This is a genomic window from Kitasatospora sp. NPDC059577, assembly GCF_042735475.1.
GTDB lineage: Bacteria > Actinomycetota > Actinomycetes > Streptomycetales > Streptomycetaceae > Kitasatospora.
This window is the reverse complement of record NZ_JBHWBZ010000005.1, coordinates 204,454-230,730: the sequence shown is the minus strand read 5'-3', so window position 1 is coordinate 230,730 and position 26,277 is coordinate 204,454. Positions and strand designations below refer to the sequence as shown.

At 74.9% G+C, this 26,277-nt stretch carries 29 protein-coding genes; 17 read left to right on the top strand and 12 right to left on the bottom strand.

All coding sequences use genetic code 11. The features are described from left to right. Positions 1-196: 196 nt before the first annotated feature. On the top strand, positions 197-1,183 hold the full coding sequence (locus tag ACFV0O_RS07645) for an NAD-dependent epimerase/dehydratase family protein (RefSeq protein ID WP_380337737.1): 987 nt from the start codon (positions 197-199) through the stop codon (positions 1,181-1,183). A gap of 114 nt (positions 1,184-1,297) precedes the next feature. Here the strand turns inward: ACFV0O_RS07645 and ACFV0O_RS07640 are convergent, their stop codons facing one another. Together ACFV0O_RS07640 and ACFV0O_RS07635 are read right to left on the bottom strand one after the other, a co-directional pair. Then, a complete protein-coding gene (locus tag ACFV0O_RS07640) occupies positions 1,298-3,403 on the bottom strand; it encodes an AAA family ATPase (protein ID WP_380337845.1) in 2,106 nt (701 codons plus the stop codon). 390 nt (positions 3,404-3,793) lie between these two features. Further along, positions 3,794-4,450, bottom strand: coding sequence for a uridine kinase (locus tag ACFV0O_RS07635; protein WP_380337734.1), 657 nt, complete (start codon positions 4,448-4,450; stop codon positions 3,794-3,796). A 210-nt stretch (positions 4,451-4,660) separates the two neighbouring features. Between ACFV0O_RS07635 and ACFV0O_RS07630 the strand changes: the two genes are divergently transcribed. Then, on the top strand, positions 4,661-5,824 hold the full coding sequence (locus tag ACFV0O_RS07630) for an acyl-CoA dehydrogenase family protein (RefSeq protein WP_360252199.1): 1,164 nt from the start codon (positions 4,661-4,663) through the stop codon (positions 5,822-5,824). 135 nt (positions 5,825-5,959) lie between these two features. Here the strand turns inward: ACFV0O_RS07630 and ACFV0O_RS07625 are convergent, their stop codons facing one another. Continuing rightward, positions 5,960-6,454 (bottom strand): hypothetical protein, encoded by a 495-nt coding sequence (locus ACFV0O_RS07625; protein WP_380337730.1) that lies wholly within the window; start codon positions 6,452-6,454, stop codon positions 5,960-5,962. 229 nt (positions 6,455-6,683) lie between these two features. Here ACFV0O_RS07625 and ACFV0O_RS07620 point away from each other — a divergent pair, with 229 nt between their 5' ends. From ACFV0O_RS07620 to fxsA, 5 genes are all read left to right on the top strand, one after another. Continuing rightward, complete coding sequence (locus ACFV0O_RS07620; protein ID WP_030243361.1) at positions 6,684-7,124, top strand: Lrp/AsnC family transcriptional regulator; 441 nt, start codon at positions 6,684-6,686, stop codon at positions 7,122-7,124. A 31-nt stretch (positions 7,125-7,155) separates the two neighbouring features. Continuing rightward, complete coding sequence (locus ACFV0O_RS07615; RefSeq protein WP_380337726.1) at positions 7,156-8,808, top strand: amidohydrolase; 1,653 nt, start codon at positions 7,156-7,158, stop codon at positions 8,806-8,808. Between the two features lie 51 nt (positions 8,809-8,859). Next, positions 8,860-9,318 carry an N-acetyltransferase gene (locus ACFV0O_RS07610; RefSeq protein ID WP_380337723.1) on the top strand — a complete coding sequence of 153 codons (459 nt, stop codon included), beginning with the start codon at positions 8,860-8,862 and terminating at the stop codon, positions 9,316-9,318. Positions 9,319-9,476: 158 nt separating this feature from the next. Then, positions 9,477-11,117, top strand: coding sequence for an apolipoprotein N-acyltransferase (gene lnt, locus ACFV0O_RS07605; protein ID WP_380337843.1), 1,641 nt, complete (start codon positions 9,477-9,479; stop codon positions 11,115-11,117). Between the two features lie 55 nt (positions 11,118-11,172). After that, positions 11,173-11,751 carry an FxsA family membrane protein gene (gene fxsA / locus ACFV0O_RS07600; RefSeq protein WP_380337720.1) on the top strand — a complete coding sequence of 193 codons (579 nt, stop codon included), beginning with the start codon at positions 11,173-11,175 and terminating at the stop codon, positions 11,749-11,751. 180 nt (positions 11,752-11,931) lie between these two features. On the opposite strand, the gene ACFV0O_RS07595 is transcribed toward fxsA, so the two are convergent. The 3 genes from ACFV0O_RS07595 to ACFV0O_RS07585 all read right to left on the bottom strand — a co-directional run bounded on the left by ACFV0O_RS07595 (position 11,932) and on the right by ACFV0O_RS07585 (position 14,539). Beyond that, entirely contained in the window at positions 11,932-12,306 is a 375-nt protein-coding gene (locus ACFV0O_RS07595; RefSeq protein WP_360252181.1) for an RNA polymerase-binding protein RbpA, read from the bottom strand. A 283-nt stretch (positions 12,307-12,589) separates the two neighbouring features. Next, positions 12,590-14,206, bottom strand: a complete 1,617-nt coding sequence (locus ACFV0O_RS07590; protein WP_380337716.1) for a hypothetical protein — start codon at positions 14,204-14,206, stop codon at positions 12,590-12,592. 138 nt (positions 14,207-14,344) lie between these two features. Further along, entirely contained in the window at positions 14,345-14,539 is a 195-nt protein-coding gene (locus ACFV0O_RS07585; protein ID WP_049660046.1) for a hypothetical protein, read from the bottom strand. Positions 14,540-14,935: 396 nt separating this feature from the next. Between ACFV0O_RS07585 and ACFV0O_RS07580 the strand changes: the two genes are divergently transcribed. The 4 genes from ACFV0O_RS07580 to ACFV0O_RS07565 all read left to right on the top strand — a co-directional run bounded on the left by ACFV0O_RS07580 (position 14,936) and on the right by ACFV0O_RS07565 (position 17,627). Then, positions 14,936-15,352, top strand: a complete 417-nt coding sequence (locus ACFV0O_RS07580) for an ankyrin repeat domain-containing protein (protein WP_360252174.1) — start codon at positions 14,936-14,938, stop codon at positions 15,350-15,352. A gap of 24 nt (positions 15,353-15,376) precedes the next feature. Further along, complete coding sequence (locus ACFV0O_RS07575) at positions 15,377-15,892, top strand: GNAT family N-acetyltransferase (protein WP_380337711.1); 516 nt, start codon at positions 15,377-15,379, stop codon at positions 15,890-15,892. A gap of 56 nt (positions 15,893-15,948) precedes the next feature. Next, the gene (locus ACFV0O_RS07570) at positions 15,949-17,022 is read left to right on the top strand and encodes a serine hydrolase domain-containing protein (RefSeq protein ID WP_380337709.1); all 1,074 of its coding nucleotides are present in this window, start codon (positions 15,949-15,951) and stop codon (positions 17,020-17,022) included. Positions 17,023-17,126: 104 nt separating this feature from the next. Beyond that, on the top strand, positions 17,127-17,627 hold the full coding sequence (locus ACFV0O_RS07565; protein WP_360252165.1) for an NUDIX hydrolase: 501 nt from the start codon (positions 17,127-17,129) through the stop codon (positions 17,625-17,627). A 15-nt stretch (positions 17,628-17,642) separates the two neighbouring features. Here the strand turns inward: ACFV0O_RS07565 and ACFV0O_RS07560 are convergent, their stop codons facing one another. From ACFV0O_RS07560 to ACFV0O_RS07550, 3 genes are all read right to left on the bottom strand, one after another. Beyond that, the gene (locus ACFV0O_RS07560; RefSeq protein WP_380337705.1) at positions 17,643-18,293 is read right to left on the bottom strand and encodes a vitamin K epoxide reductase family protein; all 651 of its coding nucleotides are present in this window, start codon (positions 18,291-18,293) and stop codon (positions 17,643-17,645) included. A gap of 125 nt (positions 18,294-18,418) precedes the next feature. Then, a complete protein-coding gene (locus ACFV0O_RS07555) occupies positions 18,419-19,234 on the bottom strand; it encodes a DsbA family protein (RefSeq protein WP_380337702.1) in 816 nt (271 codons plus the stop codon). A gap of 173 nt (positions 19,235-19,407) precedes the next feature. Beyond that, entirely contained in the window at positions 19,408-20,082 is a 675-nt protein-coding gene (locus ACFV0O_RS07550) for a hypothetical protein (protein ID WP_380337699.1), read from the bottom strand. Between the two features lie 163 nt (positions 20,083-20,245). Here ACFV0O_RS07550 and ACFV0O_RS07545 point away from each other — a divergent pair, with 163 nt between their 5' ends. Together ACFV0O_RS07545 and ACFV0O_RS07540 are read left to right on the top strand one after the other, a co-directional pair. Continuing rightward, entirely contained in the window at positions 20,246-21,124 is an 879-nt protein-coding gene (locus tag ACFV0O_RS07545; protein ID WP_380337696.1) for a CHAD domain-containing protein, read from the top strand. 53 nt (positions 21,125-21,177) lie between these two features. Continuing rightward, positions 21,178-21,396 (top strand): hypothetical protein, encoded by a 219-nt coding sequence (locus tag ACFV0O_RS07540; protein WP_380337693.1) that lies wholly within the window; start codon positions 21,178-21,180, stop codon positions 21,394-21,396. A 14-nt stretch (positions 21,397-21,410) separates the two neighbouring features. Here ACFV0O_RS07540 and ACFV0O_RS07535 read toward each other — a convergent pair whose 3' ends face one another. Next, on the bottom strand, positions 21,411-22,199 hold the full coding sequence (locus ACFV0O_RS07535; RefSeq protein WP_380337691.1) for a uracil-DNA glycosylase: 789 nt from the start codon (positions 22,197-22,199) through the stop codon (positions 21,411-21,413). Between the two features lie 181 nt (positions 22,200-22,380). Here ACFV0O_RS07535 and ACFV0O_RS07530 point away from each other — a divergent pair, with 181 nt between their 5' ends. Beyond that, a complete protein-coding gene (locus tag ACFV0O_RS07530) occupies positions 22,381-23,373 on the top strand; it encodes an SPFH domain-containing protein (RefSeq protein WP_380337688.1) in 993 nt (330 codons plus the stop codon). A 75-nt stretch (positions 23,374-23,448) separates the two neighbouring features. Further along, on the top strand, positions 23,449-23,898 hold the full coding sequence (locus ACFV0O_RS07525; RefSeq protein WP_380337685.1) for a CBS domain-containing protein: 450 nt from the start codon (positions 23,449-23,451) through the stop codon (positions 23,896-23,898). 106 nt (positions 23,899-24,004) lie between these two features. On the opposite strand, the gene ACFV0O_RS07520 is transcribed toward ACFV0O_RS07525, so the two are convergent. Both ACFV0O_RS07520 and ACFV0O_RS07515 read right to left on the bottom strand, forming a co-directional pair. Next, positions 24,005-24,490 carry a PaaI family thioesterase gene (locus ACFV0O_RS07520; protein WP_380337682.1) on the bottom strand — a complete coding sequence of 162 codons (486 nt, stop codon included), beginning with the start codon at positions 24,488-24,490 and terminating at the stop codon, positions 24,005-24,007. 32 nt (positions 24,491-24,522) lie between these two features. Beyond that, positions 24,523-25,149, bottom strand: a complete 627-nt coding sequence (locus tag ACFV0O_RS07515) for a TetR/AcrR family transcriptional regulator (RefSeq protein WP_380337679.1) — start codon at positions 25,147-25,149, stop codon at positions 24,523-24,525. A gap of 84 nt (positions 25,150-25,233) precedes the next feature. On the opposite strand from ACFV0O_RS07515, the gene ACFV0O_RS07510 reads away from it, so the two are divergent. Beyond that, positions 25,234-25,767, top strand: coding sequence for a DUF1453 domain-containing protein (locus tag ACFV0O_RS07510; RefSeq protein WP_380337676.1), 534 nt, complete (start codon positions 25,234-25,236; stop codon positions 25,765-25,767). 10 nt (positions 25,768-25,777) lie between these two features. Next, positions 25,778-26,277 (top strand): hypothetical protein (locus ACFV0O_RS07505; RefSeq protein ID WP_380337673.1); only part of this gene is annotated, 500 nt, incomplete at its 3' end.

Sequence of the window (26,277 nt, the reverse complement as noted above, 5' to 3'; positions counted from 1 at the left end):
CCGACCGCGCGGAGCGTCCGGGCGAGTGCCCGCCCCCGCCCCCCCGCCGCCCCGGTTCGCAACACCGGCCCCGGGGCGCCCCCCCCCGCCCCCCCCCGGCGTTCCCGATTTCGCCGACGGCGTGTCCGCTCGTGGCGATTCTGCCCAGAGCATGCAGCCGTTCCCTGCCGGCCGCCCTCGGAGGAGAGTGGCCCGCATGAGACTTCTCCTGCTGGGTGGAACCAAGTTCGTCGGGCGGGTCATCGCCGAGGAGGCACTGGCCCGGGGGTGGGAGGTGACGGCCCTCAACCGCGGTACGCAGCCCGCCCCCGAGGGCGTCCGGGTGCTGCAGGGCGACCGCACGGCCGAGGACGGGCTCGCGGCGCTCGGGACGGGGGAGTGGGACGCGGTCGTGGACACCTGGTCGTGGGCCCCGGCGGCCGTGCGCGACAGCGCCCGCGCGCTGAAGGGCCGGGTCGGCCACTACGCGTACGTCTCCAGCCGGTCGGTGTACGACTACCCGCTGGTGGCCGGCGCGGGCGAGTCGGCGCCGGTGGTCGCCTCCTCGCCCGACCTCACCGGCGAGGTGCCCTACGCCGAGGCCAAGCGCGGGGCCGAACTGGCCCTGGAAGCGGAGTACGGCGGACAGGCGCTGCTGGCCCGCGCCGGGCTGATCCTCGGCCCGCACGAGAACATCGGCCGGCTTCCCTGGTGGCTCGACCGGATCGCCCGGGGCGGACCGGTGCTCGCCCCCGGACCGCGCGGGCTGGCGCTGCAGTACATCGACGTCCGCGACCTCGCGGCCTGGATCCTGGACGCGTCGGCGGCCCGCCTCGGCGGCCCGTACAACCTGGTCGGCCCGTCCGGGCACGCCACCACGGGCGAACTGCTGGAGGCCTGCGTGCGGGTCACCGGCTCCGACGCCGAACTGCGCTGGACCGACCCCGAGCGGATCCTGGCGGCCGGCGTGGAGCCGTGGACCGAGCTGCCGATCTGGCTGGCGCCCGGCGAGCTGTACGACTTCCTGCACACCGGCTCGGTCGAGCGGGCGGTGGCCGCCGGGCTGCGCTGCCGCCCGGTCGCGGAGACGGTCGAGGACACCTGGGCCTGGCTGCGGACGATCGGCGGCGCCGCCCCGCTGCGCTCCGACCGGGTCAGGGTTGGGCTCGACCCGGAGCGGGAGGCCGCGCTGCTCAGGGGGTGATGCCGGCGCGCGGGCCGGGGTGCCGTCGAGGAACGGGCCCCGGCCGGCCGCCGCCGTCGGCCTGCCGCGGCTGTTGTCGACGAGCCCCGGTGGTCGACGAGCCCCGGTGGTCGGTCAGCTCCGTCCGTCGATCAGCTCCCCGTACGCCTGGACGAGGTCCGGCAGCCGCAGCGTGGCCAGGTCCTCGCGGCCCGGCGGCTCGCGCAGCAGTGACAGCCGCAGGTCCCGGTAGGCGCAGGACTTCTCGTACAGGGTGCGGATGAACCGGCCGTTGCCCAGTTCGTCGATCCAGCCCTCGCGGACGACGTGGGTGCAGATGCTGGCCAGCTCCTCGGCGGCGTCCTCGTCCCAGCCGTCGCCGTCCCGCCCGGCCAGTGCGGCGCCGATCGCGGTCAGCTCGCCCGGGCGGTAGCTCGGGAAGTCGACCCGGGTGGTGAAACGGGAGTTGAGGCCGGGGTTGGTGGCGAGCAGCCGGTTCATCCCCTCGGGGTAGCCGGCCAGGATCACCACCAGCCGGTCCCGGTTGTCCTCGGCGCGCTTGAGCAGTACCTGGAGCGCCTCGTCGCCGTACGCGTCGCCTTTGGTGTAGCCGGAGTTGGAGAGGCTGTACGCCTCGTCGATGAACAGCACGCCGTCCAGCGCGGAGTCGATCAGCTCGTTCGCCTTGACGGCGGTCTGGCCGAGGAACTCGCCCACCAGGTCGGCGCGCTGGGCCTCCACCAGGTGGTCGCCGGAGAGCAGGCCGAGGGCGTGGAAGACCCGGCCGAGGATGCGGGCCACGGTGGTCTTGCCGGTGCCGGAGGGGCCCGAGAAGACGAAGTGGCGCTTGGGCGGCTGGACCGGCAGGCCCTGCTCGGACCGCAGCCGCGACATTCTCAACTGGGCGGAGAGCGCCCGCACCTGGCGCTTCACCGGCTCCATGCCGACCATCAGCGAGAGTTCGGCCAGCGCGGCGTCCAGCTCCCGCTGGTCGCCGTCCGGCCGGGGCGCGGGCCCGGCGGCCGTGCGGGACTGCGCCTGACCGCGGACGGGCAGCGGTGGGGGTGCGAGGGGCGCGGTGGGTGCGATGGGGGAGCCGGAGCCGGACCGCTCCCCGGCGGCCTGCGGAGCGCCGTCCGGAGCGGCCCCGTCGGCCGGCCCGCCGGCGCCCGGCCCGCCGGCGCCCGGGGCGCCGCCGGGCAGGACCGGCTCGGCCGTGGTGCCGTCCCCCGGGAGGCCGTCCGCCGTGTCGTCGTCCACGGCGGTGCCGCCGGTCAGGAGCCCGTCCACCAGGCCCGCGTCCACCAGGCCCGCGTCCACCGGCGACCCGCCGTTCAGCACCCCGTCGCCGGAGACCGTCGCGCCGCCCTGCCCGGCTCCGCCCCCGAACTCCTCGCCGTACCCCGGCCCGACGGGGTACCCGACGTCGTCCGGGAACTCCGCGTCGATGTCCGGCCCGCTCGCGGTGCCGCCCGCGCCCCCGCCCGGGCGCCCGGCCGTCGTCAGCCCGTCCACGAGCAGCCCGTCGGCAAGCGCGTCCTCGGCCGAGATGGCGGTCAGTCGCGTCGCCGTGTCCATGAACGCCGGGTCCGCCCGGTGCACCGCGCGGTAGAGCGGCAGTGCCGCCGCGCTGCGCCCGGCGCCCTCGTACGCCCGCGCCAGCCAGTAGCGCAGCTCCTTGCGCTGGGGCTGCTCGGAGCGGCAGCGGGCCAGCGAGGCGGCCAGCGGGGCCTGGGCCTGGGCGCACATGTCGAGGCGCACCCGGGCCATGCCGGCGAACAGACCGGCCTCGATGCCGAGCAGCGGGTCGTCGAGCAGCCGGTCGGTGTCCCGGATCAGCTGCTCCCAGTCCTTGAGGAGGTAGGAGCGGCAGGCGTACAGGAACCGGGCGGACGGGTCCTCGCCGGGGGCCGGGCACTGCTCCAACGCCCGGTCCAGCTCGGCCAGGTGGCGGCCGTCCAGCCAGTGCGAGGCGTGCGCCAGCGCGAGGTCGCGGGCGTCCTCCAGGACGGGTTGCACCCACCAGCCGAGCCAGTACCAGGAGCTGAGCGGCCGGTGGTGCAGTCGCCGTTGCTCGCCGAAGCGCTTCTGGTGGCGGTACATGGCCAGCAACGCCGCCGAGGTGTCGCTGCGCAGCGCGTGCAGGCCGAGCCAGGCGTCGGCCATGCCGGGGTCCAGCCGGACGGCTGCCCGGAACTCCTCCTCGGCCCTGGCGTACGCGCCGGCCGTGTAGGCGTCCATGGCGCGCTGCCAGGCCCGGTCGGCGAGTCGGTCCGGGCCGCCCGCCGTGCTGTCGGAACTGTCCACCGTCGTCACTCACGCCCCCCGCGGTGTGGCCCGGGGCTCGGCCGGCGACTCGCCTTCGCGCAGCCTGGCCGGTGGTCGTCGAGCCCCCTGCGGCGCAGATGCGCCTGCCAGGAATCGTACCGGCGCCGGGCTGATCCGGAAGGGTGCCGCACGAGGTCAAATCCGATCGCGCGAGCGGCCGTTGAGCGGCCGGGCGCCGGAGAGAGCGGCGGGGGAGCGAGTTTCGGAAGGGGACCGGACGGCGCTCCCGGCTCACGGGGGAACAAGCCGGGAGCGCCGGGTCCGAGGCGGCCGGAAGCTTTCGTTCCGGCGGCTGAGGAGAACCTAAGTCCTGGTGACGTCGCAGGTCAAGGCACTTGTTGAAGGTTCACCGACGGTGCCCGGCGCGATCCGGCCGGTCACCCCGTCGACCCGGGTCGCGGCGTACGGGCGGCTCGGGTCGACGGCGAAATGTGCCGATTCGGCCCGGGCCCAGCCTGCCCAGAACGCGGCCAGATCCGGACCGTCCCGCTCCTCGCCGCGCCGCCGGGCCGCGGCGGCGTCCAGCTCCATCCAGACCACCCGGGCCAGCCACGGCCGCACCGCCCGCCGGCCCGCGCCGACGCCCTCGACCAGCACCACCGGGGCGACCGGTACCCCGGCCGTGCCCGCGAAGCGGCGCAGCGTCCAGTCGTACACCCGGTACGCCGCGTCCCGGCCGGCCGCCAGCGGCTCCAGCACCTGCTCGCGCAGCCGCCCGGTCCACTCGAAGGGCTCGTCGTGGGTCGCCAGGTCGTCCAGGTGGACCACCGGGGCCCCGCCGAGCGCCGCCGCCAGCCGTCCGGCGAAGGTCGTCTTGCCGGAGCCCGCGTGCCCGTCCACGGCGACCAGCCGCACCGGCCCGCAGGACGGCGGCAGCGCGCGCAGCTCCGCCGCGAGGGTGTCCAGCGCGTCACCGGGAGTGCACCGAGCATGGGTGGGGAGGGTTCCGGAAGCAGCCACATCGTCAACCCTACGGTGCCGTATCCCACCACTGCGGACAGTTCATCTGTGCAGGTCGTGACGGCAGCGCGGGTTTCGGGCATACTCGCTTCGCCACGACTGTGAACGGCCGTTCACCGCAACCCGGTGCCGGTCGGTCCGACCTGCCCCACCCGCGCCGGACCCGCCAACACCTCGGCCCGGCGCCCGATCGAGGAGGCGACCACCGCCATGACCCCCTCCCCTGTGAAAGCCGTGGAGCGCCAGCTGCCCACCGCCGAGGCCCGCGAGCTGCTGAGCCTCACCCGGGACCTGGTCCAGCGCGAGCTGCAGCCCCGCGCGGCGGAGGACGAGGCCGCCGGTCGCTTCCCGCGGGAGGTCTTCCGCACCCTCGGTGAGGCCGGCCTGCTCTCGCTCCCGTACGACGAGAAGTACGGCGGCGGCGACCAGCCCTACGAGGTGTACCTGCAGGTGCTGGAGGAGCTCGCGGGCGGTTGGCTGGCCGTCGGCCTCGGCGTCAGCGTGCACACCCTGTCCTGCCACGCGCTGGCCGCCTTCGGCACCGACGCGCAGCGGGACGAGTGGCTGCCCGGCATGCTCTCCGGCGAGCAGCTCGGCGCCTACTGCCTCTCCGAGCCGCAGTCCGGCTCGGACGCGGCCGCCATGCGCACCCGCGCCGACCTCGACGGCGAGGCGTACGTGGTGAACGGCACCAAGGCGTGGATCACCCACGGCGGGCAGGCCGACTTCTACAGCGCCCTGGTGCGCACCGGCGGCGAGGGCGCCAAGGGCATCAGCTGTCTGCTGGTCCCCGGCACCCAGCAGGGCCTGTCCGCGGCCCCGCCGGAGCACAAGATGGGCATGCGCTCCTCGCCGACCGCCCAGCTGCACTTCGACGGCGCCCGGGTCCCCCGCGAGCGGCTGATAGGCGCCGAGGGCCAGGGCTTCCAGATCGCCCTCGCCGCGCTGGACTCCGGCCGTCTCGGCATCGCGGCCTGCGCGATAGGCGTCGCCCAGGCCGCGCTCGACCTCGCGGTCGACTACGCGTGCACCCGGCGCCAGTTCGGCCGTCCGATCGCCGAGTTCCAGGGCCTGTCCTTCATGCTCGCCGACATGGCCACCCAGATCGAGGCCGGCCGCGCGCTCTACCTGTCCGCCGCGCGCCTGAAGGACGCGGGCCTTCCGTTCTCCAAGGAGGCGGCGATGGCCAAGCTGTTCTGCACCGACGCGGTGATGCGGGTGACCACCGACGCCGTCCAGGTGCTCGGCGGCTACGGCTACACCCAGGACTTCCCGGCCGAGCGCTACATGCGCGAGGCGAAGGTGCTGCAGATCGTCGAGGGCACCAACCAGATCCAGCGCCTGGTGATCGGCCGCCACCTCACGAAGGGCTGACGCCCGACGAAGGCCCGGGACCCGGCGACGGGCCGGGCCTTCCCCCCAACGGCCTCCGGCCGTCACTCCAGGGTGCGGAGTGACGGCCGGAGGCGTTCCTGTCGTGGCGTCAACTCGCTTGCACGGTAAGGCCGGTCAGCGCCGGACGAGCCGGCGGCGCTGCTCCGGGATCGAGCGGAGCGCGGCGAGGGTCGGGGCCGAGGGGGCGGCGGGCCCGGCCGGGTCGACCGCGGCGATCCGCACCGGGCAGTGCGCCACCGCGTGCGAGAACGGCTGGGTGCGCCAGTCCAGCCCGTTCGGGAGCTGGAACAGCGCGTCGAACCCGGCCGGTTCGGCGTCCTCCGGCGCCTCCACCTCCGCCAGGTCGTCGGTGGGCGTGCCCGAGCCCGGGCAGACCGCAGGGGCGAAGGGGTTCCAGGCGGTCGGCAGCAGGGCGTGCTGCGGGAGCCGCTCCTCGTCCGCCACCAGCGCGATCGGACGGCTGCACTCGGGGCAGTGGACCCGGAAGATGTCCCAGGTCCCGGCCTCGCCGGGGTCGGTGCCCGGCGCGTGGTCGACCGCGAGGTCGTCGCGGCCGGTCGTATCGTCGGTCTCGTCGGCGCCCAGCACGCGCTGGTCAGTAGCAGGCATGAGGATCCCCCTAGGATCGGGCCCGGCGTGGTCGTCCAGGGCCACAACCAGCACTTCCCTGTGATCCGGACTCATAATCCTGCGGTGTTGTGCACCGTGATGCACCGGGTGTGTCCTTGGCCACATCGCGTGCCACATTCACCCGGCACGTGCCCGCTTGACACCTGCGATCCCTCCGCGTGCCACCTCGTGCGCCCCCCGTGCTCCCGACCGGGTAGGTTTGCGGACTGTGGAGGATCTCGACCAACGCATTGTCCAGCTGCTCCTGGAGGACGGCCGGATGAGCTACACGGACCTGGGCAAGGCCACCGGCCTGTCCACCTCGGCGGTGCACCAGCGCGTGCGCCGCCTCGAACAGCGCGGGGTGATCCGCGGCTACACCGCGATCATCGACCCCGACTCCGTCGACCTGGCGCTGACCGCGTTCATCTCGGTCAAGCCGTTCGACCCGAGCGCCCCGGACGACACCCCGGAACGCCTGGCCGGCCTGCCCGAGATCGAGGCCTGCCACAGCGTCGCCGGCGACGAGAACTACATCCTCAAGGTCCGCGTCGGCGCCCCCGGCGACCTGGAGGACCTGCTCGCCCGCATCCGCAGCGCCGCCGGCGTCTCCACCCGCACCACCGTCGTCCTCTCCACCCCGTACGAGGCGCGACCCCCGAAGCTCTGAGGCCGAAGGGCCGGGGTGCAGACTTGGCGTCATGACCGAGAGCACCCTCCCTCCTCGCCCGTCCTCGGGCGGGAGGGGTCCACGAACCGTCCTGCTGCGCGGCGGCGCCGTCTACAGCCCCGCCGACCCCTTCGCCACCGCGATGCTCGTGGAGGGCGAGCACGTCGCCTGGGTCGGCAGCGACGGCGCCGCCGAGGCGTACGCCGCGACCGCCGACGAGATCGTCGAGCTGGACGGCGCCCTGGTCACCCCCGCCTTCGTGGACGCCCACGTGCACGCCACCGCCGCCGGTCTGGCGCTCACCGGTCTCGACCTCACCGGCAGCCCCTCGCTGGCCGCCGCCCTGGCGGCCGTCACCGCCTTCGTCGAGGAGCGGGCCGAGCCCGACGGGGTGCTGATCGGCCACGGCTGGGACGAGAGCGGCTGGCCCGAGGGCCGCCCGCCGACGCTCGCCGAACTCGACCTCGCCGCCAAGGGCGCCGCGCTCTACCTCTCCCGCACCGACGTGCACTCCGCGCTCGCCACCACCGCGCTGCGCACCCTCACCGAGGGCCTCGCCGAGCGGCCCGGGTACCACCCGGAGGGCCCGCTCGCCAAGGACGCCCACCACGCCGTCCGGCAGGCGGCGCTCGCCCGCCTCACCCCCGGGCAGCGCCGCCGCGCCCAGCGCGCCACCCTGGACCGCGCCGCCGAACTCGGCATCGGCGCCCTGCACGAGTGCGCCGGACCGGAGATCTCCTCCGAGCAGGACCTGGCCGCGCTGCTGGCCCTGGCGGCCGACGGCGACGGGCCCGAAGTCTTCGGCTACTGGGGCGAGTTGGGTGGAGTCGAGACGGCCCGCCGGCTCGGCGCGGTGGGCGCGGGCGGCGACCTCTTCGTGGACGGCGCGTTCGGCTCCCGGACGGCCTGCCTGCACGATCCGTACGTCGACGCCGAGCACACCGGGACCGCCTACCTGAGCGCCGAGCAGGTCGCCGACCACGTCGCCGCCTGCACCGAGGCCGGGCTGCAGGCCGGCTTCCACGCCATCGGCGACGCGGCCGTGGCGGCGGTCGTCGAGGGCGTCCGGGCGGCCGGCGAGCGGGTCGGAGCGGGCCGGGTCAAGGCACTGCGCCACCGCGTCGAGCACGCCGAGGCACTGGACGACACGTCCGTCGCCGCGTTCGCCGAACTCGGCCTCACCGCCTCCGTCCAGCCCGCCTTCGACGCCGCCTGGGGCGGTCCGGAGGGCATGTACGTCCAGCGCCTGGGCGCCGAGCGGGCCGCCGCCCTCAACCCGTTCGCGGCCCTGCTGCGCTCCGGCGTCCCGCTGGCCTTCGGCTCGGACGCCCCGGTCACCCCGCTCGACCCCTGGGGCACCGTCCGGGCGGCGGCGTTCCACCGGACCCCGGAGCACCGGATCTCGGTGCGCGCCGCCTTCACCGCGCACACCCGCGGCGGCTGGCGCGCGATCGGCCGCGACCAGGACGGCGTCCTGGTGCCCGGGGCGGTCGCCAGCTACGCGATCTGGGCCGCCGGTGACCTGGTCGTCCAGGCCCCCGACTCCCGGGTGGCGGGCTGGTCCACCGACCCGCGCTCCGGCACCCCCGGCCTGCCCGACCTCACCCCGGGCCACCCGCTGCCGACCTGCCTGCGCACGGTCGTCCGCGGCCGCACGGTCCACCGGGCCCAGGGTTCCGCGTAGCGGCGGAAATGCGGGTGAAGCGCAGGGCCGCCGGCCCGTAGGTTGACCGGCATGACGACCCACTCGCTGGTACCCGCCGACTTCGACGTCCCGCGCGAGCTGCTCGCCCCGGAGTTCCGCCTGGAGCCCCTGGGCGAGCAGCACAACGCCTCCGACCACGCCGCCTGGACCGGCAGCATCGAGCACATCCGCGCCACCCCGGGCTTCGTCGGCCGGAACTGGCCGCCCGTCGACGGGATGCCTCCGGAGCGGAACCTCGACGACCTGCGCCGGCACGCCGCCGACTTCGTCGCGCGGACCGGCTTCACCTACACCGTCCTGGCCCCGGACCGGGACGAGGTGATCGGCTGCGTCTACATCTACCCCGACCGCGAGGACCCGGCCGTGGTCGCCGTCAGCTCCTGGGTCCGGGCCGACCACGCCGGGCTGGACGCCCCGCTGTACCGCGCCGTCTCCGGCTGGCTCGCCGAGCACTGGCCGCTGGGCCCGGTCCGCTACGCCGAGCGCTGATCGGGGGCCGGCCGGTCCGGGGCGGGCGGGGCCGAGCGGGGACGAACGGGCCCCGGCCGGCCGTAGCACCCTCACCTCACGTCCCACCGACGTTCCGGGGTACCTTCTTCGCACAGCGTCCGAACAGCAAGCCCCAGGAAGATGGTGCGCCGGTGGCCATTCCCGTCACCCAGGAGCGGTCCGGGACCGCGCCCGAGCCCCAGGAACCGGCACCCCGGCCGGGCCGCGCCGTCCGTGCCGTCGCCAAGGTCCGGGCCGGGCTGCCCCGGACCGGCCTGGCGGCGCTGGCCGGCCTGCTGCTCGCCCTCGCCTTCCCGCCCTACGACCTGTGGCCGCTGTCGCTGCTCGGCGTCGCCGCGCTCTCGCTGCTCACCCGGGGCCGCACCTTCCGCCAGGGCCTGTGGACGGGCTTCGCCTTCGGCCTGCCGTTCTTCCTGATGCTGCTCAGCTGGCTGCGGGTGGTCGGCTGGGACGCCACGGTCGGCCTGTCCGTCGTCGAGGGGCTGTTCCTGGCGCTCCTCGGCGGCGCGCTGGCCGTGACCTCCCGGCTGCCCGGCTGGCCGCTCTGGACGGCCTGCCTGTGGATCACCCAGGAATGGGCCCGGGACCGGCTGCCGCTCGGCGGCTTCCCCTGGGGCCGGCTCGCCTTCGCCAACACCGCCACCCCGTACACCCCGCTCGCCGCGCTCGGCGGCGCGCCGCTGGTGACCTTCGCGGTCGCCCTCTCCGGCGCCCTGCTCGCCTGGGCCGTGCTGCGCCTGCGCGGTCCGGGCAGGGCCCCGAAGGCCGCCGCGCTGGCGGCGCTCGGCGCGGTGGCCGCACTGCTCGCCGGCTACGTCGTGCCGGTGCCGACCGCCGCGGCCGACACGGTGAAGGTCGCCATCGTCCAGGGCAACGTGCCCAACCCGGGCATGGACTTCCTGGGCCGCCCGATGATGGTCCTCAACAACCACGCCTCGGCGACCGAGCGGCTGGCCGCCGACATCGAGGCCGGCAAGGTCGAGCGCCCCGACGTGGTGATCTGGCCGGAGAACTCCTCCGACCTCGACCCGTTCAGCGACCCGCTGGCCCGGCAGCGCATCGACGAGGCCGTGCGGGCGGTGGGCGTGCCGACCCTGGTCGGCACCCTGGTGGACGGTCCGGACGCGCAGCACGTCCAGAACGAGGGCATCGTCTGGAGCCCGCAGACCGGTCCCGGCGCCTCCTACACCAAGCAGCACCCCGTTCCGTTCGGCGAGTACGTGCCCTTCCGCGCCCAGCTGATGAAGGTGATCACCCGCCTCCAGCGGGTCGCCCGGGACTTCTACCCCGGTGACCACAACGGCGTGATGCAGCTCGGCCCGGCCCGGATCGGCGACGTCATCTGCTTCGAGGTGGCGTACGACGAGATCGTCCGCGACACCGTGGACAGCGGCGCCCGCGTCCTGGTGGTCCAGACCAACAACGCGACCTACGCCAAGACCGGCCAGCCCGAGCAGCAGCTCGCGATGAGCCGGCTGCGGGCCGTCGAGCACGGTCGGGCGGTGCTGATCGCGGCCACCAGCGGCATCAGCGCGGTGATCTCCCCGGACGGCACCGTCCAGCAGCGCACCGAGGAGCTGACCGCGGCCGAGCTGTCGGCGACCGTCCCGCTGCGCGACGGCACCACGGTGGCCGACGAGGTCGGCGCCGCCCCGGAGTGGACCCTGGCGATCGGCGGCCTGCTGGCCTTCGGTGCCGCGGTGCTGGTCGGACGCCGTCGGAAGGCGTCCGCCGGAACACCGGCCGGGCAGGATTCGTTGGACCAGGTGGTGCCGTAGCCGGCCCGGACCTCCCGTGCGGCGCGCAGAGCACCGCTTGGAGTGGATCCGTACCGTGACGCAGCAAGCAACCCCGACCCGTCCGGCCCCGCGCGGCAGGCTCCGCCGGGTGCTGCCGCTGCTGATCACCGCGTGGGTGGTGCTGGAGATCTGGCTGCTGGTCCAGGTCGGCACCTGGCTGGGCGGCCTCACCGTCCTGCTGCTGCTCGTCGCGGGCGCCGTGATCGGCGGCTCGCTGGTCAAGCGGGCCGGGCTGAAGGCGCTGTCGGCGGCGATCGAGCAGGGCAGGAACCCGCAGTCCCAGCAGCCGCAGACCGGCACCAGCATGACGGTGCTGGCCGGCGTGCTGCTGATCGTCCCCGGCTTCCTGTCGGACCTGCTGGCCCTGACCCTGCTGTTCCCACCGACCCGGGCGCTGTGGCGGATGGCCGGGCGCCGGCTCGCCGACAAGGCGCTGCGCAGCACCGCCGGTGTCGGCGCCGACCCGCTGGCGGACGCGATGCGGCTGCAGGAGCAGCTGCGCATCCACCGTCCGGACGGCAAGGTGATCCAGGGAGAGGTGGTCGATCCCGAGGCCGGCCCGGCCGGCCCGCAGGGCCCGGACACCACCTACCGTCCGCCGATCACCGGCTGAGTCGGTTCCCGGTCCCGGTGCGGCCGCGGCCCCGCCGGGCCGCGGCCGCCGCGCGGGCGAGGAGCGACCACGGGCGGGAAGCAGGACGACTACGGTCGGGAAGCGGGCCGGGCAACGCGAAAGGGACCCTGGAAACCAGGGTCCCTTTTCGCGTCCTCCCGCCCGGGGGCGGGAGCGAGGTCAGGCGCTCTTGCGGGTGTCCCGCGGGTGCACCGCGAGGTTCATCCCGCCGGAGCGGAGCACGGCCAGCCGTTCGGCCAGCACCTCCTCCAACTCCTCGCGCGTACGGCGCTCCATCAGCATGTCCCAATGGGTGCGCGTCGGCTTGGTCTTCTTCTCCTCCGGCTCGTCACCGTCGAGAAGTGCCGCCTCCTGCCCACAGAAGCGGCATTCCCAGGCCGAGGGGATCTCCGCCTCGACCGAGAAAGGAACCTCGAATCGGTGTCCGTTCTGACATGCGTACTCGACGGTCTGGCGGGGAGCCAGATCGATACCACGGTCGGTCTCGTAGCTAGTGGCCCCGAGTCGCGTGCCGCGGAGAGCTCGCTCGCTCATGAATCGTGCCTCCCGGGCTTATGGCCCACAGGACTAGTGGTCGCTGTTCTTCGTCGTTCGGTCAACGCTCGGCTTCCGACGAAGATTCCCGTCCGGGGACATGCGTCGTCTGTAGTGCCGCCCCTGTTTGTACCCACCTGCGCCCGATTTGTCACATCTGGCCGGTGATATCACCCCAGGTGTCACCTATTTCACATCCGGTGATCGGGCGGACTTTCTGTGACGAGCGTACCGGGGCGGGTTCCGACAGCGTTCGCCGACCCCGACCCGGGGCCGTGCCCGGTCAGGAGATCGGGCGCGAGCGGATCATCGGCTCGCCCTTGGCCAGGTCGACCGGGCGGGCCCGCGGGGCCGGCTCGACCGGTGCGACCAGCGGCGGGCGCTCCGGGCGGGGCGGTACGCCGGCGGCCGCCTCGGTGCGGGTGTCGCGGTGCGGCAGCAGGGCGATGACCGCGTCCCGCAGCTGGGCCGGGGCCTCGTCGTCCAGCGGGTCGACGGTGGCGGGCACCTGCAGCCGGACCGGAGTGCCGTTGCCGATCCGAGCGTAGCCCCGGCCGACCGGGGCCTGTGCGGCGGGCACGATGTCCAGCGGCGCGCCGAGCGCGGCACGGCCCTCGTCCGGGCCGGCCGGGCCGAGCACCACGCGGGCCCGGGTGGTGGAGCGGACGGTCGGGGTGATCCGGTCCCGGGCCTCCAGGTCGTCGGCGATCACCACGGTGACCCGGGCGGCCCGGCCGTGCCGCAGCGGGAGTTCCAGCAGGTCCTGCGGGTCGGGGCGGCCCTCGGCCTGAGCGAGCTCGCTGAGCTCGGTCGGGTGGTCCAGCAGCAGCCACAGCGGCCGGGTGGCGTCCTCGGGCGGTGCGGAGCCGGCGTGCCGGGCGGCGTTCAGCGCGGTGAGCCGGCGGTCGGTCTCCTTGGCGGCCCACTCCAGCGCGGCCAGCGCGCCGTGCAGGCTGGTCTCCACGGTGTGCACGCCGGGCCGGTTCACCAGGCAGGCGTGCTCGCCGGTGCCCGCGCCGTCGACCACCACCAGGTCGGCGTACGGGAGGGCCTGCAGCGCGATCGAGCGGAGCAGGCTGGACGTGCCGTAGCCGGTGACGCCGAGCGCCAGCAGGTGCGGTTCGGAGGAGCGCGGGCCGGTGCGCCAGACCACCGGCGGCTGCTGGACGGTCGTGCCGCCCCGGCCGACCGGGATGGTCCGGGCGGTGCCGTCCTCGTCGGTGAAGCCCAGCACGATCTCGCCGGGGGCGGCCACGAAGCGCTGGGCGACGATGTCGGTGGGCAGCGGGGCGAGGGCGGAGATCCGCAGCCGGTTGGACTCCTCGTCCCAGTCGAAGCGGTACTCCCGGGCCCGGCCGGCCTTGCCCTGGACGACCTGCTCGATCCGGGCCCGGGCGGCCGGTTCGGTGTCGGTGAAGTAGGCCGGGTAGCCGAGCTCCAGTCGGGAGAGCCGGCCCTCGCCGTCGAACTCCCAGGAGTCGAAGACCTTCTTGTAGTCGCCCTCGAAGCGGTACATCGGGTTGGCGTCCTCGGGGCCGCACAGGTACGGCGTGAGGGCGGCGTAGAGGGCGCCGAGCTTGACGTCGGCGACGTCCGGCGCGGGCGGGGTGGGCGGCGCCTTGGGGGACCTTCCGGCCCAGGCCGCGCTGGCCATCAGGGCGACCAGGGCGAACAGCAGGCCGTGCGGCAGCAGGTAGATGCCGACCAGCATCGCGGCGGTGAGGAAGACCGTCGGGCCGCGGCGCTCCCTGGGCGTGGCCTGCCAGCGGTCCTTGGCCCAGGCGACGTGGTGGCGCATGCCGCGGCCGATGACGGAGAGCGGGGCGAACATGTCGGAGGCGTGGTCGCCGGCGGTCCGGGCGAACTCGCGGCCCTTGCTGAGGTGGCGGTGGAGCGGCATTCCTTGACTCCCCGGGCGTGTGGGACGGGTGGGGTGCGGGGGTGGGGCTGGAACTGGGGTGGGGCTGGGGTACGACGGGGCCCGGGGGCGGTGGGATCCGCGCCCGGGCCGGTACGGGGGAGTGGCGGCGGCCAGGTCCTAGAACCTGATGCCGCTGAGCAGGCTCGCCAGGCTGGCGCCGCCCGCGGTGATGCTGGGGGCGATCGACGAGCCGGCGATGTAGAAGCCGAAGAGGGCGCAGACGATGGCGTGGGAGACCTTTAGTCCGTCCCTGCGGAAGAAGAGAAAGGCGATGGTGCCGAACAGAACGATGCCGGAAATCGAGAGGATCACGATCCGCTCCTCGGGAGGGGGGACAAGCGGGGGTGTTACGGAAAGTGCATTAATCGTGACAAAAAGTAATAGATGATGGAACGGGGCAAATGGGTGGTTCTGCCGTTCATTGCCGTTCCGGTAGCCGGACGGCGGTATGCGAACCGGCAGGGGTGGGGGCCGGTCGCCGTGGGGATTCGGTGTGCCGAGGCATTCCCGGGGGGTGGGCGGGAAGTTTCCGGGGGGTGCCGGAAGTTCGCTCGAATGGCTGCGCGAACCGTGCCGCCCCGTGTCGTGGCGGGCCCGGGCCGTCATTCGGATCACGGACACGGCTGGCCCGCTCGGGCGGCGGCCGCTACCGTGCCCTGGGCGCAGCCCCGAGACCGCCCGACGTCCCGACCGGAAAGGCCGCCCGCCATGACCGACGCCGCCAGCCAGCAGCCCGCCGACGCCCCCGACGCCGAGGTGATCGCGCTGGCCGGGAAGCTCTTCGACGCCGCCCGTGCCGGGGAGACCGACACCCTGGCCGCCTACCTGGACGCCGGCGCCCCGGCCGACCTCACCAACGACCGCGGCGACACCCTCGTCATGCTCGCCGCGTACCACGGCCACGCCGCCACCGTGGAGGTGCTGCTCCGGCACGGCGCCGACCCGAACCTCGCCAACGACCGCGGCCAGACCCCGCTGGCCGGCGCCGTCTTCAAGGGCGCCGAGGACGTGCTCGACGCCCTGCTGGCGGGCGGCGCCGACCCGCAGGCCGGCACCCCGAACGCCCTCGACACCGCCCGGATGTTCGGCAAGGAGGACCTGGTCGCCCGGTTCGAGGTCCGCTGACCGGAGATCGTAGGCTTTTCAACCATGGACACCACCGCCACCAAGGACACCGCCACCGTCGACTTCCGCATCACCGGCTACGCGCACCCCGACGCCCAGGCCCTCTCGGCCGAGGTGCAGCAGGAGTACGTCCGCCGCTACGGCGACCCCGACTTCACCGAGATGCACCCCGAGCACTTCGAGGCGCCGGCCGGCCTGTTCCTGATCGCCTACCTGGACGGCCGCCCGGTCGCCTGCGGCGGGTGGCGGGCCAAGCAGGCCGGTCCGGACGGGCTGCGCGACGGCGACGCCGAGCTGAAGCGGATGTTCGTGGTCCCGGACGCCCGCGGCCGCGGCCTGGCCCGGGCGGTGCTGCGCCGCCTGGAGCGGACCGCGGTCGAGGCCGGGCGCACCCGGTTCGTCCTGGAGACCGGCACCGAGCAGCCCGAGGCCATCGCGCTGTACGAGTCCGAGGGCTACGCCGCGATCCGCAAGTTCGGCTTCTACAAGGACCACCCGCTGAGCGTCTGCCTCGGCAAGGAGCTCGACGCGGCGGTCTGAGCGGACGCCCCGCCGGGTAGGCTCCCGTCGCCCTGACGACCGGCCCTGGGGGACGGATGAGCCACCGAGCACCCGGAGCCGATCGGCTCCCCGCCCTGGCCGCCCCCGGCGGCGCGCTGGACCGGCTGGTCGGCACGGGCGTGCGCACCGTCGGGGCGGGCGCCGTCTGGGCCGTCGGCGACGCCTCGGGCACGCTCGGCGGCGGCAGCCACGGGGCGCTCGGCCGGGGCCCGTACGCGCGGCTCGTGCCCGGCCCCGACACGCTGTACGACCTGGCCAGCCTCACCAAGATCGTCGCGCTCTGGCCCTGCGCCGGGGCGCTGTGGCGGTCCGGACGGCTGCCGCTGGACGAGCCGCTCGGCCGCTGGTGGCCGCCGGCCGCGGGCCGGCCCGCCGGTGCGGTGACCGCCCGGCAGCTGCTCACCCACACGGCCGGGATGCTCCCGTACACCCGCTTCGAACAGCTCTACGGGCGCGGGCCCGCGGCGATCCGGGCCGGCGTGGTCGCGGCGCCGCTGCACCGCCCGCCCGGCACGGCCGTCGAGTACACCGACCGCGCCGCCGTGCTGCTCACCCACCTCGTCGAGGACCTCGGCGGTGCCCCGCTGGACGCGCTCGCCGCGCGCTGGGCCTGGCACCCGCTCGGCATGGCCGACACCCGGTACGGGCCGCTCGACGCCGCGCTCCTCGACCGCACGGCGCCCACCGAGTACGACGAGCGGACCGGCGCCCACCTGCGCGGTGTCGTCCACGACCCCTCCGCCCGGCTGCTCGGCGGCGTCTCCGGCAACGCCGGGGCCTTCTCCACCGCCCGCGACCTCGCCCGCTTCCTCACCGCGCTGCTCGACCCGCCGGCCGGGCTCGCCTGGGGCGGGGCGTGGACCGAGGAGTCGCTGCGCGAGCAGACCGGCGGACTGCGGCCCGCCCGCGGCCTCTCCTGGCTGCACGCTCCCGGCACCGAGCCGGCCGAGGGCACCTTCGTCCACTACGGCTTCACCGGTACCGGGTTCTGGGTCTCCCGGAGGCTCGGCCGCTGGGCGCTGCTGCTCACCAACAAGGTGCACCACGACCGGGTCACCCAGCCGCTGACCGACCTGCGCAACGCCTACCGGGGCGCGGTGTTCGGCTGAGGGGCGGACGGCACTCGTTCGGGTGATCGCGTGCGGGCCGCCGTTTGCCGGGCGGTGATCGCGGCAGAGTGTCCACGAGGACGGCACCCGGCGGAGGAGGCGCGATGACGGACACCTGGCCACTCTCGGAGGAGGAGTGGCTCGCCCGCCTGGTGCGCGCCTACGTCGGCTGCAGCGTGCTGCTCACCGACACGGCCGGCAGGGTCCTCCTGCTGAAGGCCGGTTACCGCGATCAGTGGCAGTTCCCCGGCGGCGGGATGGACCCGGGGGAGGGGCCCGCCGAGTGCGCGGCGCGCGAACTGCTGGAGGAGACGGGCCTGGTGGCGGGCGGTCTGAGGCTGCTCGTCGTGGAGTGGCGGGACGTGATCCCCGATCAGGGCGAACACGCCCACCCCGCCGTGCAGTTCATGTTCGACGGCGGGACGGTCGAGGAGGGCGCGACGATCCGGCTGCAGGCCGAGGAGATCGCCGACCACGGCTGGTTCACCCCCGCGCAGGCGGCCGCCCTGCTGCACCCCTGCGCGGCGCGCCGCCTCACCGGGGCCCTGGAGGCCCGGCGGACGGGCGCCGCCGCGCTGCTGCATTCGGCGGGGTACGTGGGGTGACGGACGGTCCGGCGATCAGAGGAGGGTGCTCCAGTAGGACCAGAACCGGTTGAGCACCAGCAGGGCGATCACCGCCGCCCACAGCACCGGCAGTGCCCAGTGGTAGCGGTCCGCCTCCCGGACGACCGCCCGCAGGCGCGGGCCCGCCGGGATCACACCGGTGCGCAGGTTGTGCAGCGTGGTGTACCAGAACAGCACCACCACCGTCGCCCACACCACCATGCAGTACGGGCACAGCGCGCCGATGTCGTACAGCGCCTGGTCCACCAGCCAGTGCACGAACACGACGCCCAGTGCGGTGCCCGCGTGCAGGCCCAGCCAGAACCAGCGCCGGTACGCGGCACCGGCGATCAGCCCCGCCCCGATCGCCGCCAGGGCGCCGAAGGCGGCCAGACCGAGCAGTGGGTTCGGGAAGCCGAACACCTCCGCCTGCTCGGTGCGCATCACCGAACCGCAGCTGATCACCGGATTGATGTTGCAGCCGGGCACGTAGGAGGGGTTCTCCAGGATGCGGAGCTTGTCGAAGGTCAGGACGGCCGAGGCGGCCAGCCCGATCAGCCCGCCGAGGAACAGCAGGACCGCGTAGGCGCGGCTCGCCCCGACCGGGGACCGGCCGGAGGCGTCGGGAGCGGGACGGGCGACGTGCACGGTGGTAGCGGCGGACATGGCAGCACACTCCGGTGGCTGGCTGGGAGGGGCCGGCCCGGCCGGGGTTCGGCCGGGCCGGTGGTGCCGTGCGGTGCGGTGCGGTGGGGGTGGGGCCCGGTCCCTAGTCCCGGGCCCCGGGCCGGCTACTGCAGGCCGGCGGCCTGCTTGACCTGGGCGGTGAACTGCTCCGGCGGGACCACGGCGTTGCCGGCGAACAGGGTCACCGGCTTGCCGTCCACCTTGACCGTCGGCGTACCGGTCACCCCGCTGTCGTTGAACGCGTCCGCGACCTTCGCGGCCCACGGCGCGTACGTCTTGTCGGTGACCGCCTTCACGAAGGCGTCCGTCTTCAGCCCGGGCACCTGGCCGGCCAGGTCCAGCAGGTGGCCGACATCGCCGAAGCCGTCCTCGCGCTCGTCCGGCTGGTTGGCGTACAGCACGTCGTGGAACGCCTTGAACTTGTCCACGCCCTCGTTCAGCGCGGCACCGGCGGCGGCCAGCGCGGTGCGCGAGCCCTTGCCGCCGAGGTTCTTGTCGAGGAAGGCCGCCAGGTGGAACTCCACCTTGACCTGGCCGTCGTCGGTGAGCTTCTTGACGGTCTCGCCGTTCGCCGCTTCGAAGTGCTTGCAGACCGGGCAGCGGAAGTCCTCGTAGACCTCCATGGTGTGCGGGGCGTCGGCCTTGCCGTAGGTGATCACGGTGCCGTTCGGGCCGCCGGCGTTCGCCGGGACGACCAGCGGGGCCGAGGTGGCGGCCGCGCCGGCCTTGTCGGCCTTGCCCGAGGCCGAGCCGATCGCGACGGCGACACCGCCGGCGAGGGCGAGCACGACGGCGGCGGAGACCGCCACCACGATCCGCTGACGGCGCCTGGCGGACTGCTGCTCGCGCCGCTGCGCCTCCTGGATCCGCTCACGGGCACTGATGCGCTTGGCCTGCTTCGAGCCGGGGGCCTGGGTCATGGGGAGTCAACTCCTGTACGCGGCGCGCGGGTGCGCGCGGGGAACCGCACCGGGTGCGGCGGGGTCGGGGAACGCGGGAGTCGGGCGCACTGCCTGCGGGCGTACGGGGGCCTCGGACCGGCCGGGTACGGAGAGGGGATCGGCGTACGCGGGGTGACCCGGTACGGGGGCGATCAGCAGGCAGGCGCGAAGACCGGCGGGCCACGCCGGGGAGCCGGGCTCAGCACCACGTCCTCGCGGCGCGGCCGCGCGCGGTCCGACACCGGCAGCGGCACCCGCAGCACCGGACGCACCGGGGCCGGCACCAGCAGGACGACCAGGGCGCGCAGCGGCCGGGCCAGCGACGCGTGCAGCGCGCGCAGCGCCCGGGCCAGGCCCGACAGGGCCGAGTCGCCCAGCCGCAGCCAGGCGGCGGCGGCCAGCGCGATCACCAGGTGCACCAGCAGGAGCAGCAGTTGGGTCACGGCCGGCGCCAACTGCCCGGCGTGGCCCAGCGGGCCGGAGAGCAGTGACCCGTCCATCGAGCCGCCGCCGCATACCAGCAGGTTCACCCCGCGGGCGGGGACCTGCCCGGACAGCATCGGCCCACAGGTGGTCTGACCCAGGTTGAACGTCGTGTTGAGCAGCAGCTCGACCGGCACCATCACGGCGGCGATGTGCAGCATCCGCCGCTCCCCGCCGGCCAGCGCGGCCGCGAGCAGGAAGACGACGGCGCACGCCGAGGCCACCAGCGACAGCGGCAGCGGACGGCCCGTGATGACCACCTGGCCCAACGCGGCCATCGGCACGGCGAGCGCGGTGAACACCGCGGCCCGCAGGGCCCTGGTCGCGTGGGAGGAGGTCGTCACGCTCCGGAGTATGTCATGACGCTCACGCCCGGCACGAGGGCACATCGGCCCTTGCCTTCGCCTTCCGCCTGACACCCCCTCACCGGGACGCGGGGTCGACAGCGCCCGCGGCCGGACTAGCCTGGAAGCGTTCCCGGCGGCCCCGACGAGGGGATGGACGCGCATGGCGAGACCCGAGACCACGGTGGGGCAGGTGCTGCTGGCCCGAGTCGAGGCCCAGGCGGCGGTGCTGGCCGCACTGGACGACGCCGTCCGGGCGGACGAGCCGGACGCGGTGCACAGGATGCGGGTCGCCTGCCGACGGCTGCGCAGCGCCCTGCGGACCTTCCGGCGGCTGTTCACCCCAGGGGCGACGGAGCAACTGGTCGCGGAGCTTCGCTGGCTGGCCGCCGCGCTCGGCGGCGCCCGCGACCTGGAGGTGATGGTCGAACGGTTGGCCGCGCAGGCCCGCGAGCTGCCCGCCGAGTGCGGGCCGGAGCGGGTCGCCGAGGCCCTGGAGCGGTGGGGCGGGACCGAGTACCGCCGGATCCGCCCCGAGGTGGTCGCCGCCCTCGACAGCCCCCGCCGCCGCGCCCTCGGCGACGCCCTCGCCGCCCTCCTCGCCGACCCGCCGCTGCGCCGCCGCGCCGCCCGTCCCGCGCTCCCCGAGCTGTCCCGGGTCGCCGCCCGCGAACAGCGCCGCACCGCCGATCGCGTCCGGACGGCCCTCGCCGCCGCTCCCGAGGACCGCGACCACGCGCTCCACGACGCCCGCAAGGCGGCCAAGCGCGCCCGCTACGCCGGCGAGACCGCCGCCCCGGCGGCCGGCCCGCGGGCCGAGCGCTACACGCGGCGGATGAAGGCCGTCCAGGAAGTGCTGGGCGAACACCAGGACGCGGTGGTCGCCGCGGCCACCCTCGCCGCCCGGCCGGTGGCGGCCGCCGAGCCGTTCGGCTACGGCGTCCTGTACGGTCACCAGCTCGCCGCGGAGGCGGCGGCGCGCGAGCGGCTGCCGGGGGTGTGGAAGCGGGCGGGCAAGCCGAAGCTGGCGCGCTTCGGGTAGCGGGCGCGGGTCGGGGGCGGAGCGCCGTCGGACCTCGGGCGTCCGTACCGTCCGTGACGGCGTTCCGGGCGACGGCGACGGCGACGGCGAGTGACGGCGAGGGTGACGGCGAGGGCGTGGCGGGCGGGGCCGTCCGGCCGGGGCGGCCGGGGCGGCCGGGCCCGGACACCGAGGTGGCGCAGGCAGCGGACCGGCTGCCGAGCGACCGGGCCTCGGACCTCGCTGGCGTCACACCGCCGGTGGACGGCGCGATCAAGGCCACCCGCCGGTAAGACCGACGGACCGGTCAGTGGGTGCCGAGACCAGCCGAGTGGGCCGCGTCCCGCAGCAGGTCCCGGAGCATCGTGGTCGTCAGGCGGCCGGTGTTCGTGTTGCGCGGGCTCACGTGGTAGCAGCCGTAGAGCCGCAGGGGCGGGCCGCCGTCCCGGGCGGCGAGGTCGACCCGGGCGGCGTGGCCGAACGCGGGCCGCGGGCGGGGGACCTGCCAGCCGGCGTCCGCGACCACCGGCAGCAGGGCCTGCCAGGCGAAGCCGCCGAGGGCGACCACGGTCCGTACGGTCGGGCGCAGCAGCTGTAGTTCGCGGGTGATCCACGGGCGGCAGGTGTCACGTTCGGTGGTGCTCGGCTTGTTGTCGGGCGGGGCGCAGCGGACCGGGTCGGTGATCCGCACGCCGTACAGCTCCAGGCCGTCGCCGTGGCGGACGGACTCGGGGCGGTTGGCGAGCCCGAGGTCGTGCAGCGCCGCGTAGAGCAGGTCGCCGGAGGGGTCGCCGGTGAAGATCCGCCCGGTGCGGTTGGCGCCGTGGGCGGCGGGGGCGAGGCCGACCAGGACGAGCGGGGCGTCGGGCGGGCCGAAGCCGGGGATCGGGCGGGCCCAGTAGTCCCAGTCCAGGTAGGCGCGGCGCTTGGTGCGGGCGGTCTCCTCCCGCCACTCGACCAGGCGCGGGCAGGCCCGGCAGCCGGTGACCACGCGGTCCAGCGCGGAGAGTCCGCCGGCGCGGGCGGCGGCCTCGGCGGGGTGGCGGGGGTCGCCGGGGTCGTCGGCGGGGGACGGCGGCGTGGCCGTGGTCGGCATGGACCGATCCTAGGGCGCGCGACGTCGGGGAGACCGGGGGCTTTCCTCCGGCTTCGGGCGGGTTCATCCGGGTTCGCTCCGGCCGGGGCCGGGCACACCTAGCGTGGAAGCAGTTGCTCCGGCGGCCCCCGTCCGGGTCGGGCCGGAGGCGCCGGTGCGTGCTGGCTGCGAGGAGGCCGCGATGATCGTCGATGCGGTGCTGGGGGTCCTCGGGGGGCTGGTGGGGCTGGGGGCGATATGGGCGGGGCTGAGCCTCAGGGTGGTCCAGCAGTTCCAGAAGGGTGTGGTGTTCCGCTTCGGGAAGGTGCGGAACGAGGTGCGCGAGCCCGGGCTGGTGGCGCTGATGCCGGTCGCGGACCGGCTGCGCCGGGTGAACGTGCAGATCGTGACGATGCCGATCCCGGCGCAGGAGGGCATCACCCGGGACAACGTGACCGTGCGGGTGGACGCGGTGGTCTACTTCCGGGTGGTGGACCCGGTGAAGGTCACGGTCAACGTGCAGGACTACAACTTCGCGATCTCCCAGGTCGCGCAGACCTCGCTGCGCTCGATCATCGGCAAGAGCGAGCTGGACGACCTGCTGGCCAACCGGGAACCGATCAACCAGGGGCTGGAGTTGATGATCGACAGCCCGGCGCTGGGCTGGGGCATCGAGATCGACCGGGTGGAGATCAAGGACGTGGCGCTGCCGGAGTCGATGAAGCGCTCGATCGCCCGGCAGGCCGAGGCCGAGCGGGAACGTCGCGCGCGGATCATCACGGCGGACGGCGAGTACCAGGCCTCGGCGCGGCTGTCGGAGGCGGCGGCGGTGATGAGCGCCACCCCGACCGCGCTGCAACTGCGGCTGCTGCAGACCGTGGTGGAGGTGGCGGCGGAGAAGAACTCGACGCTGGTGCTGCCCTTCCCGGTGGAGCTGCTGCGCTTCCTGGACAGTGCGACCGAGGTCCAGCAGCGGAACCTGCTGACGGCTGCCGCGGCCGCCGCCGGGGCCAAGGTCGTGGAGGAGGCCGTGGAGAGCGGCGAGGTCTCGGAGGAGGAACTGGACCAGGAATCGCCCCGGCACGAACTCCCGCCGCTGGAGGAAGTGTTGGACCGCTCGCCGCTGGAGGGTGCGGACGAGCCGGACGGACAGGCCCGGCGCGGCTCCGGAACGCCGGCGAACCCGGAGCGCTGAGCGGCGCCCGGTGGCGTCGGCCCCCCGGCCGGACCACGATGGACAGGGGGAGGAAGCCAGGTCAGGAGGCGGACCATGACCATAGCCAGCGACATCATGCACCCGGGCGCGGAGTGCATCCGCGAGCACGAGACGCTCGCTGCCGCCGCCCGGATCATGCGGGAACGCGACGTGGGCGCCCTGCCCATCTGCGGGCCGGGCGACAAGCTGCTGGGCATCGTGACCGACCGCGACATCGTGCTGCGGTGCGTCGCCGAGGGCCGTGACCCGGCGTCGGTGACGGCGGGGGAGCTGGCGCAGGGGCGGCCGATGACGGTGGAGGCGGACGAGGACTGCGAGCAGGTGCTGCGGGTGATGGAGCAGTACCAGGTGCGCCGGCTGCCGGTGATCAACCACCCGGAGCACAAGCTGGTCGGCATGATCAGCGAGGCGGACATCGCCCGCGGCATGCCGCAGTCCCGGGTGGCCGAGTTCGTGTCGGCGGTCTGCGCGGAGGAGGCGCCCACGGCGGCCGCCGCGGGCTGAGGCCGCCGGACGTCCGGGGTGTGGCCCCCGTCCTCGGGCGGGGGCCACAGTCGTGCGGTCGCCCGGCGGGCGCACGGCGGTCGTACGGGCGTGGCCGCCGGGCGGGTCAGCCCAGGGCGTAGACGGCGGTGGCGTGGGCGGCGGGCTCCTCGGCGCCGCGGGCGGAGCCGGTGCCCGCGGCGGCGCCGGCGGCACCGGTGGCCTCGGCGGCCCCGGTGTGCTCGGTGTGCTCGGTGGGCTCGGTGGTGAGGGTGATGTCGAGGAAGGCGATCCGGCGGCCGAGTCTGGTGATCCGGGCGTGCACCAGGACGTCCCGGCCGACGACCGCGCGCTGGAAACTGGTGGACTGCTGGACCGTGGTCATCGGCCCGAAGCCGCCGCGCGCCGCCGAGACCGCGACCACGCACGCGGTGTCGGCCGCGGCCATCAGCGCCTGGCCGGACAGCCCGCCGCCCTCGCGGGCGAGCCGGTCGGACCAGCGCAGGACGGCGTGCCGCTCGCCGGTCTCGACGGTGGACAGGCCGAGGTCCAGCACCCAGGGGGCGAAGTGGTCGGCCAGGAGCGTGTCCGCCTCGGCGGTGGTGAGGGTCATCGCGTCATTGTGGCAAGGGACTTGGCGTGCTGTCAGGACGCCGGTGCGGCCAGGGTGTCGAGGTGGCGGTGGAGCACCGTGCGCAGCTCGTCGGGGCCGACCAGGTCCGGGTGCTGGACGGCCTGCAGGGTGAGGCCGTCCAGCAGGGCGGAGAGGCGGCGGGTCTCGACGTCGAGGTCCAGGCCCGGCGCCAGGCCGCCGGAGCGCCCGGCCTCGACCAGGACGCGCCGGACCAGCGCGTCCAGGCCGGTCTGCACCTCGACGGCGCGGGGCCGCAGTTCGGGCCGGGTGCGGGCGGCGGTGACGAAGGAGAGCCAGAGCGCGGACTCCTCCCGGCGTCCGGCGTCCAGCGGGAGGACCTCGGCGAGCAGTCGGGCGGTTTGCTCGCGCGGGTCGGTGCCGGGGACCGGGTCCGCGTCGAGCAGGGCGCGGGCGTGGGTGCGGATGCGGGCGTCGATCCGGCGGGCCAGCTCCTGCATCGCGAAGATCATCAGCTCGGAGCTGCCGGCGAAGTAGTGCCGCACCGAGCCGATCGCGAGTCCGGCCTCGTCGGCGACGTTGCGCAGCGAGGCGTGCTCCAGGCCCTCCCGGGCCGCGACGCGCAGGACGGCGTCGGCGACGGCCTGGCGGCGCTCCACGGGGTCGACGATCTTCGGCATGTTGCCGTTATAGCACGGTTGAGCTAAATTGATGATTTAGCACGGTCGAGCCAAAAAGATTCGGGGGCGGGGATGGACCGTTGGGTGTACGTGGTGCTGGTCGCTGTCGTGGTCGTCGTGGTGGTGGTCCGGAGGCTTCGCGGCGAACCGCTGAACGCCCGGGACCTCTTCGCGCCGCCGGTGGTGCTCACCGGCCTCGGTGTGTGGGCGCTGTTGCAGCGGCATGGTCTCGGTCCGGGTGACTACGCATGGGTGGCGGCGGGTGCCGTGCTCGGTGCCGCGCTCGGGGCGGTCCGCGGGGCCACGATTCGGGTCCACGAGCGCGAGGGGGTGCTGTGGCAGCGTTACACCGGTCGGACCTTCCTGGTGGCGGTGGTCTCGCTGGCGGTGATGGCCGGCTTCGCCGCGCTCGCGGCACACTGCGGCCTCGCCGCGGACGCCCGGCCGCTGCAGCTCTCGATCGGGGTCGGCTTCCTGGGGGAGGCGCTGGTGGTGGGCTACCGCGCGCTCGCGTCCGGGGCTCCGTTCGCGCCCGAGCGGCGGGGTGCCGGGGTCCGGGGGGGGGTCGGGCCGATCCGGTCGGTAACTTTGGTTGTCGAAAAGCGGAATGGCAACTAGAGTTGTCATCATGACGACCGTGGAGATCACCCCCGAGGAGAAGGCCGAGCTGGTCCGGGCCCTGCTCGACGCGCTCAACCCGCTCGCCGCCGCCGTGCGCTCCCGCGCGACCGGACTGCCCGAGGCGCGGATGTGGGACGCGGAGCCGGTCGAGGTCGCGCTCTCCGTCCTGTCCGCCTGGAAGCTGGTGGATGCCGAGGTCCGGCAGCTCACCGCGGTCGCGGCCGCCACCGCCGGTTCCTACGGGGCCGGTTACGAGCAGCTCGGTGGTGCCTGGGGTATCACCCGGCAGGGTGCCCGGAAGAAGTGGCCGGAGGCCGTCAGCCGTCCGCCCGCCCGCCAGGGCGTGCTCGAACTGTTCGGGGGGAAAGCCGAGTTGGCCTCGGACGCGACCCGGGGCGGTTGGCGCTGGACGGGCACCGGCGCGGACGGGACGACCGGCGCGGCCGACGTCGGTTACCCGACCCGCGAGGAGGCCGCGGCGCACGCCGGGGCCTTCCTCGCCGCGCA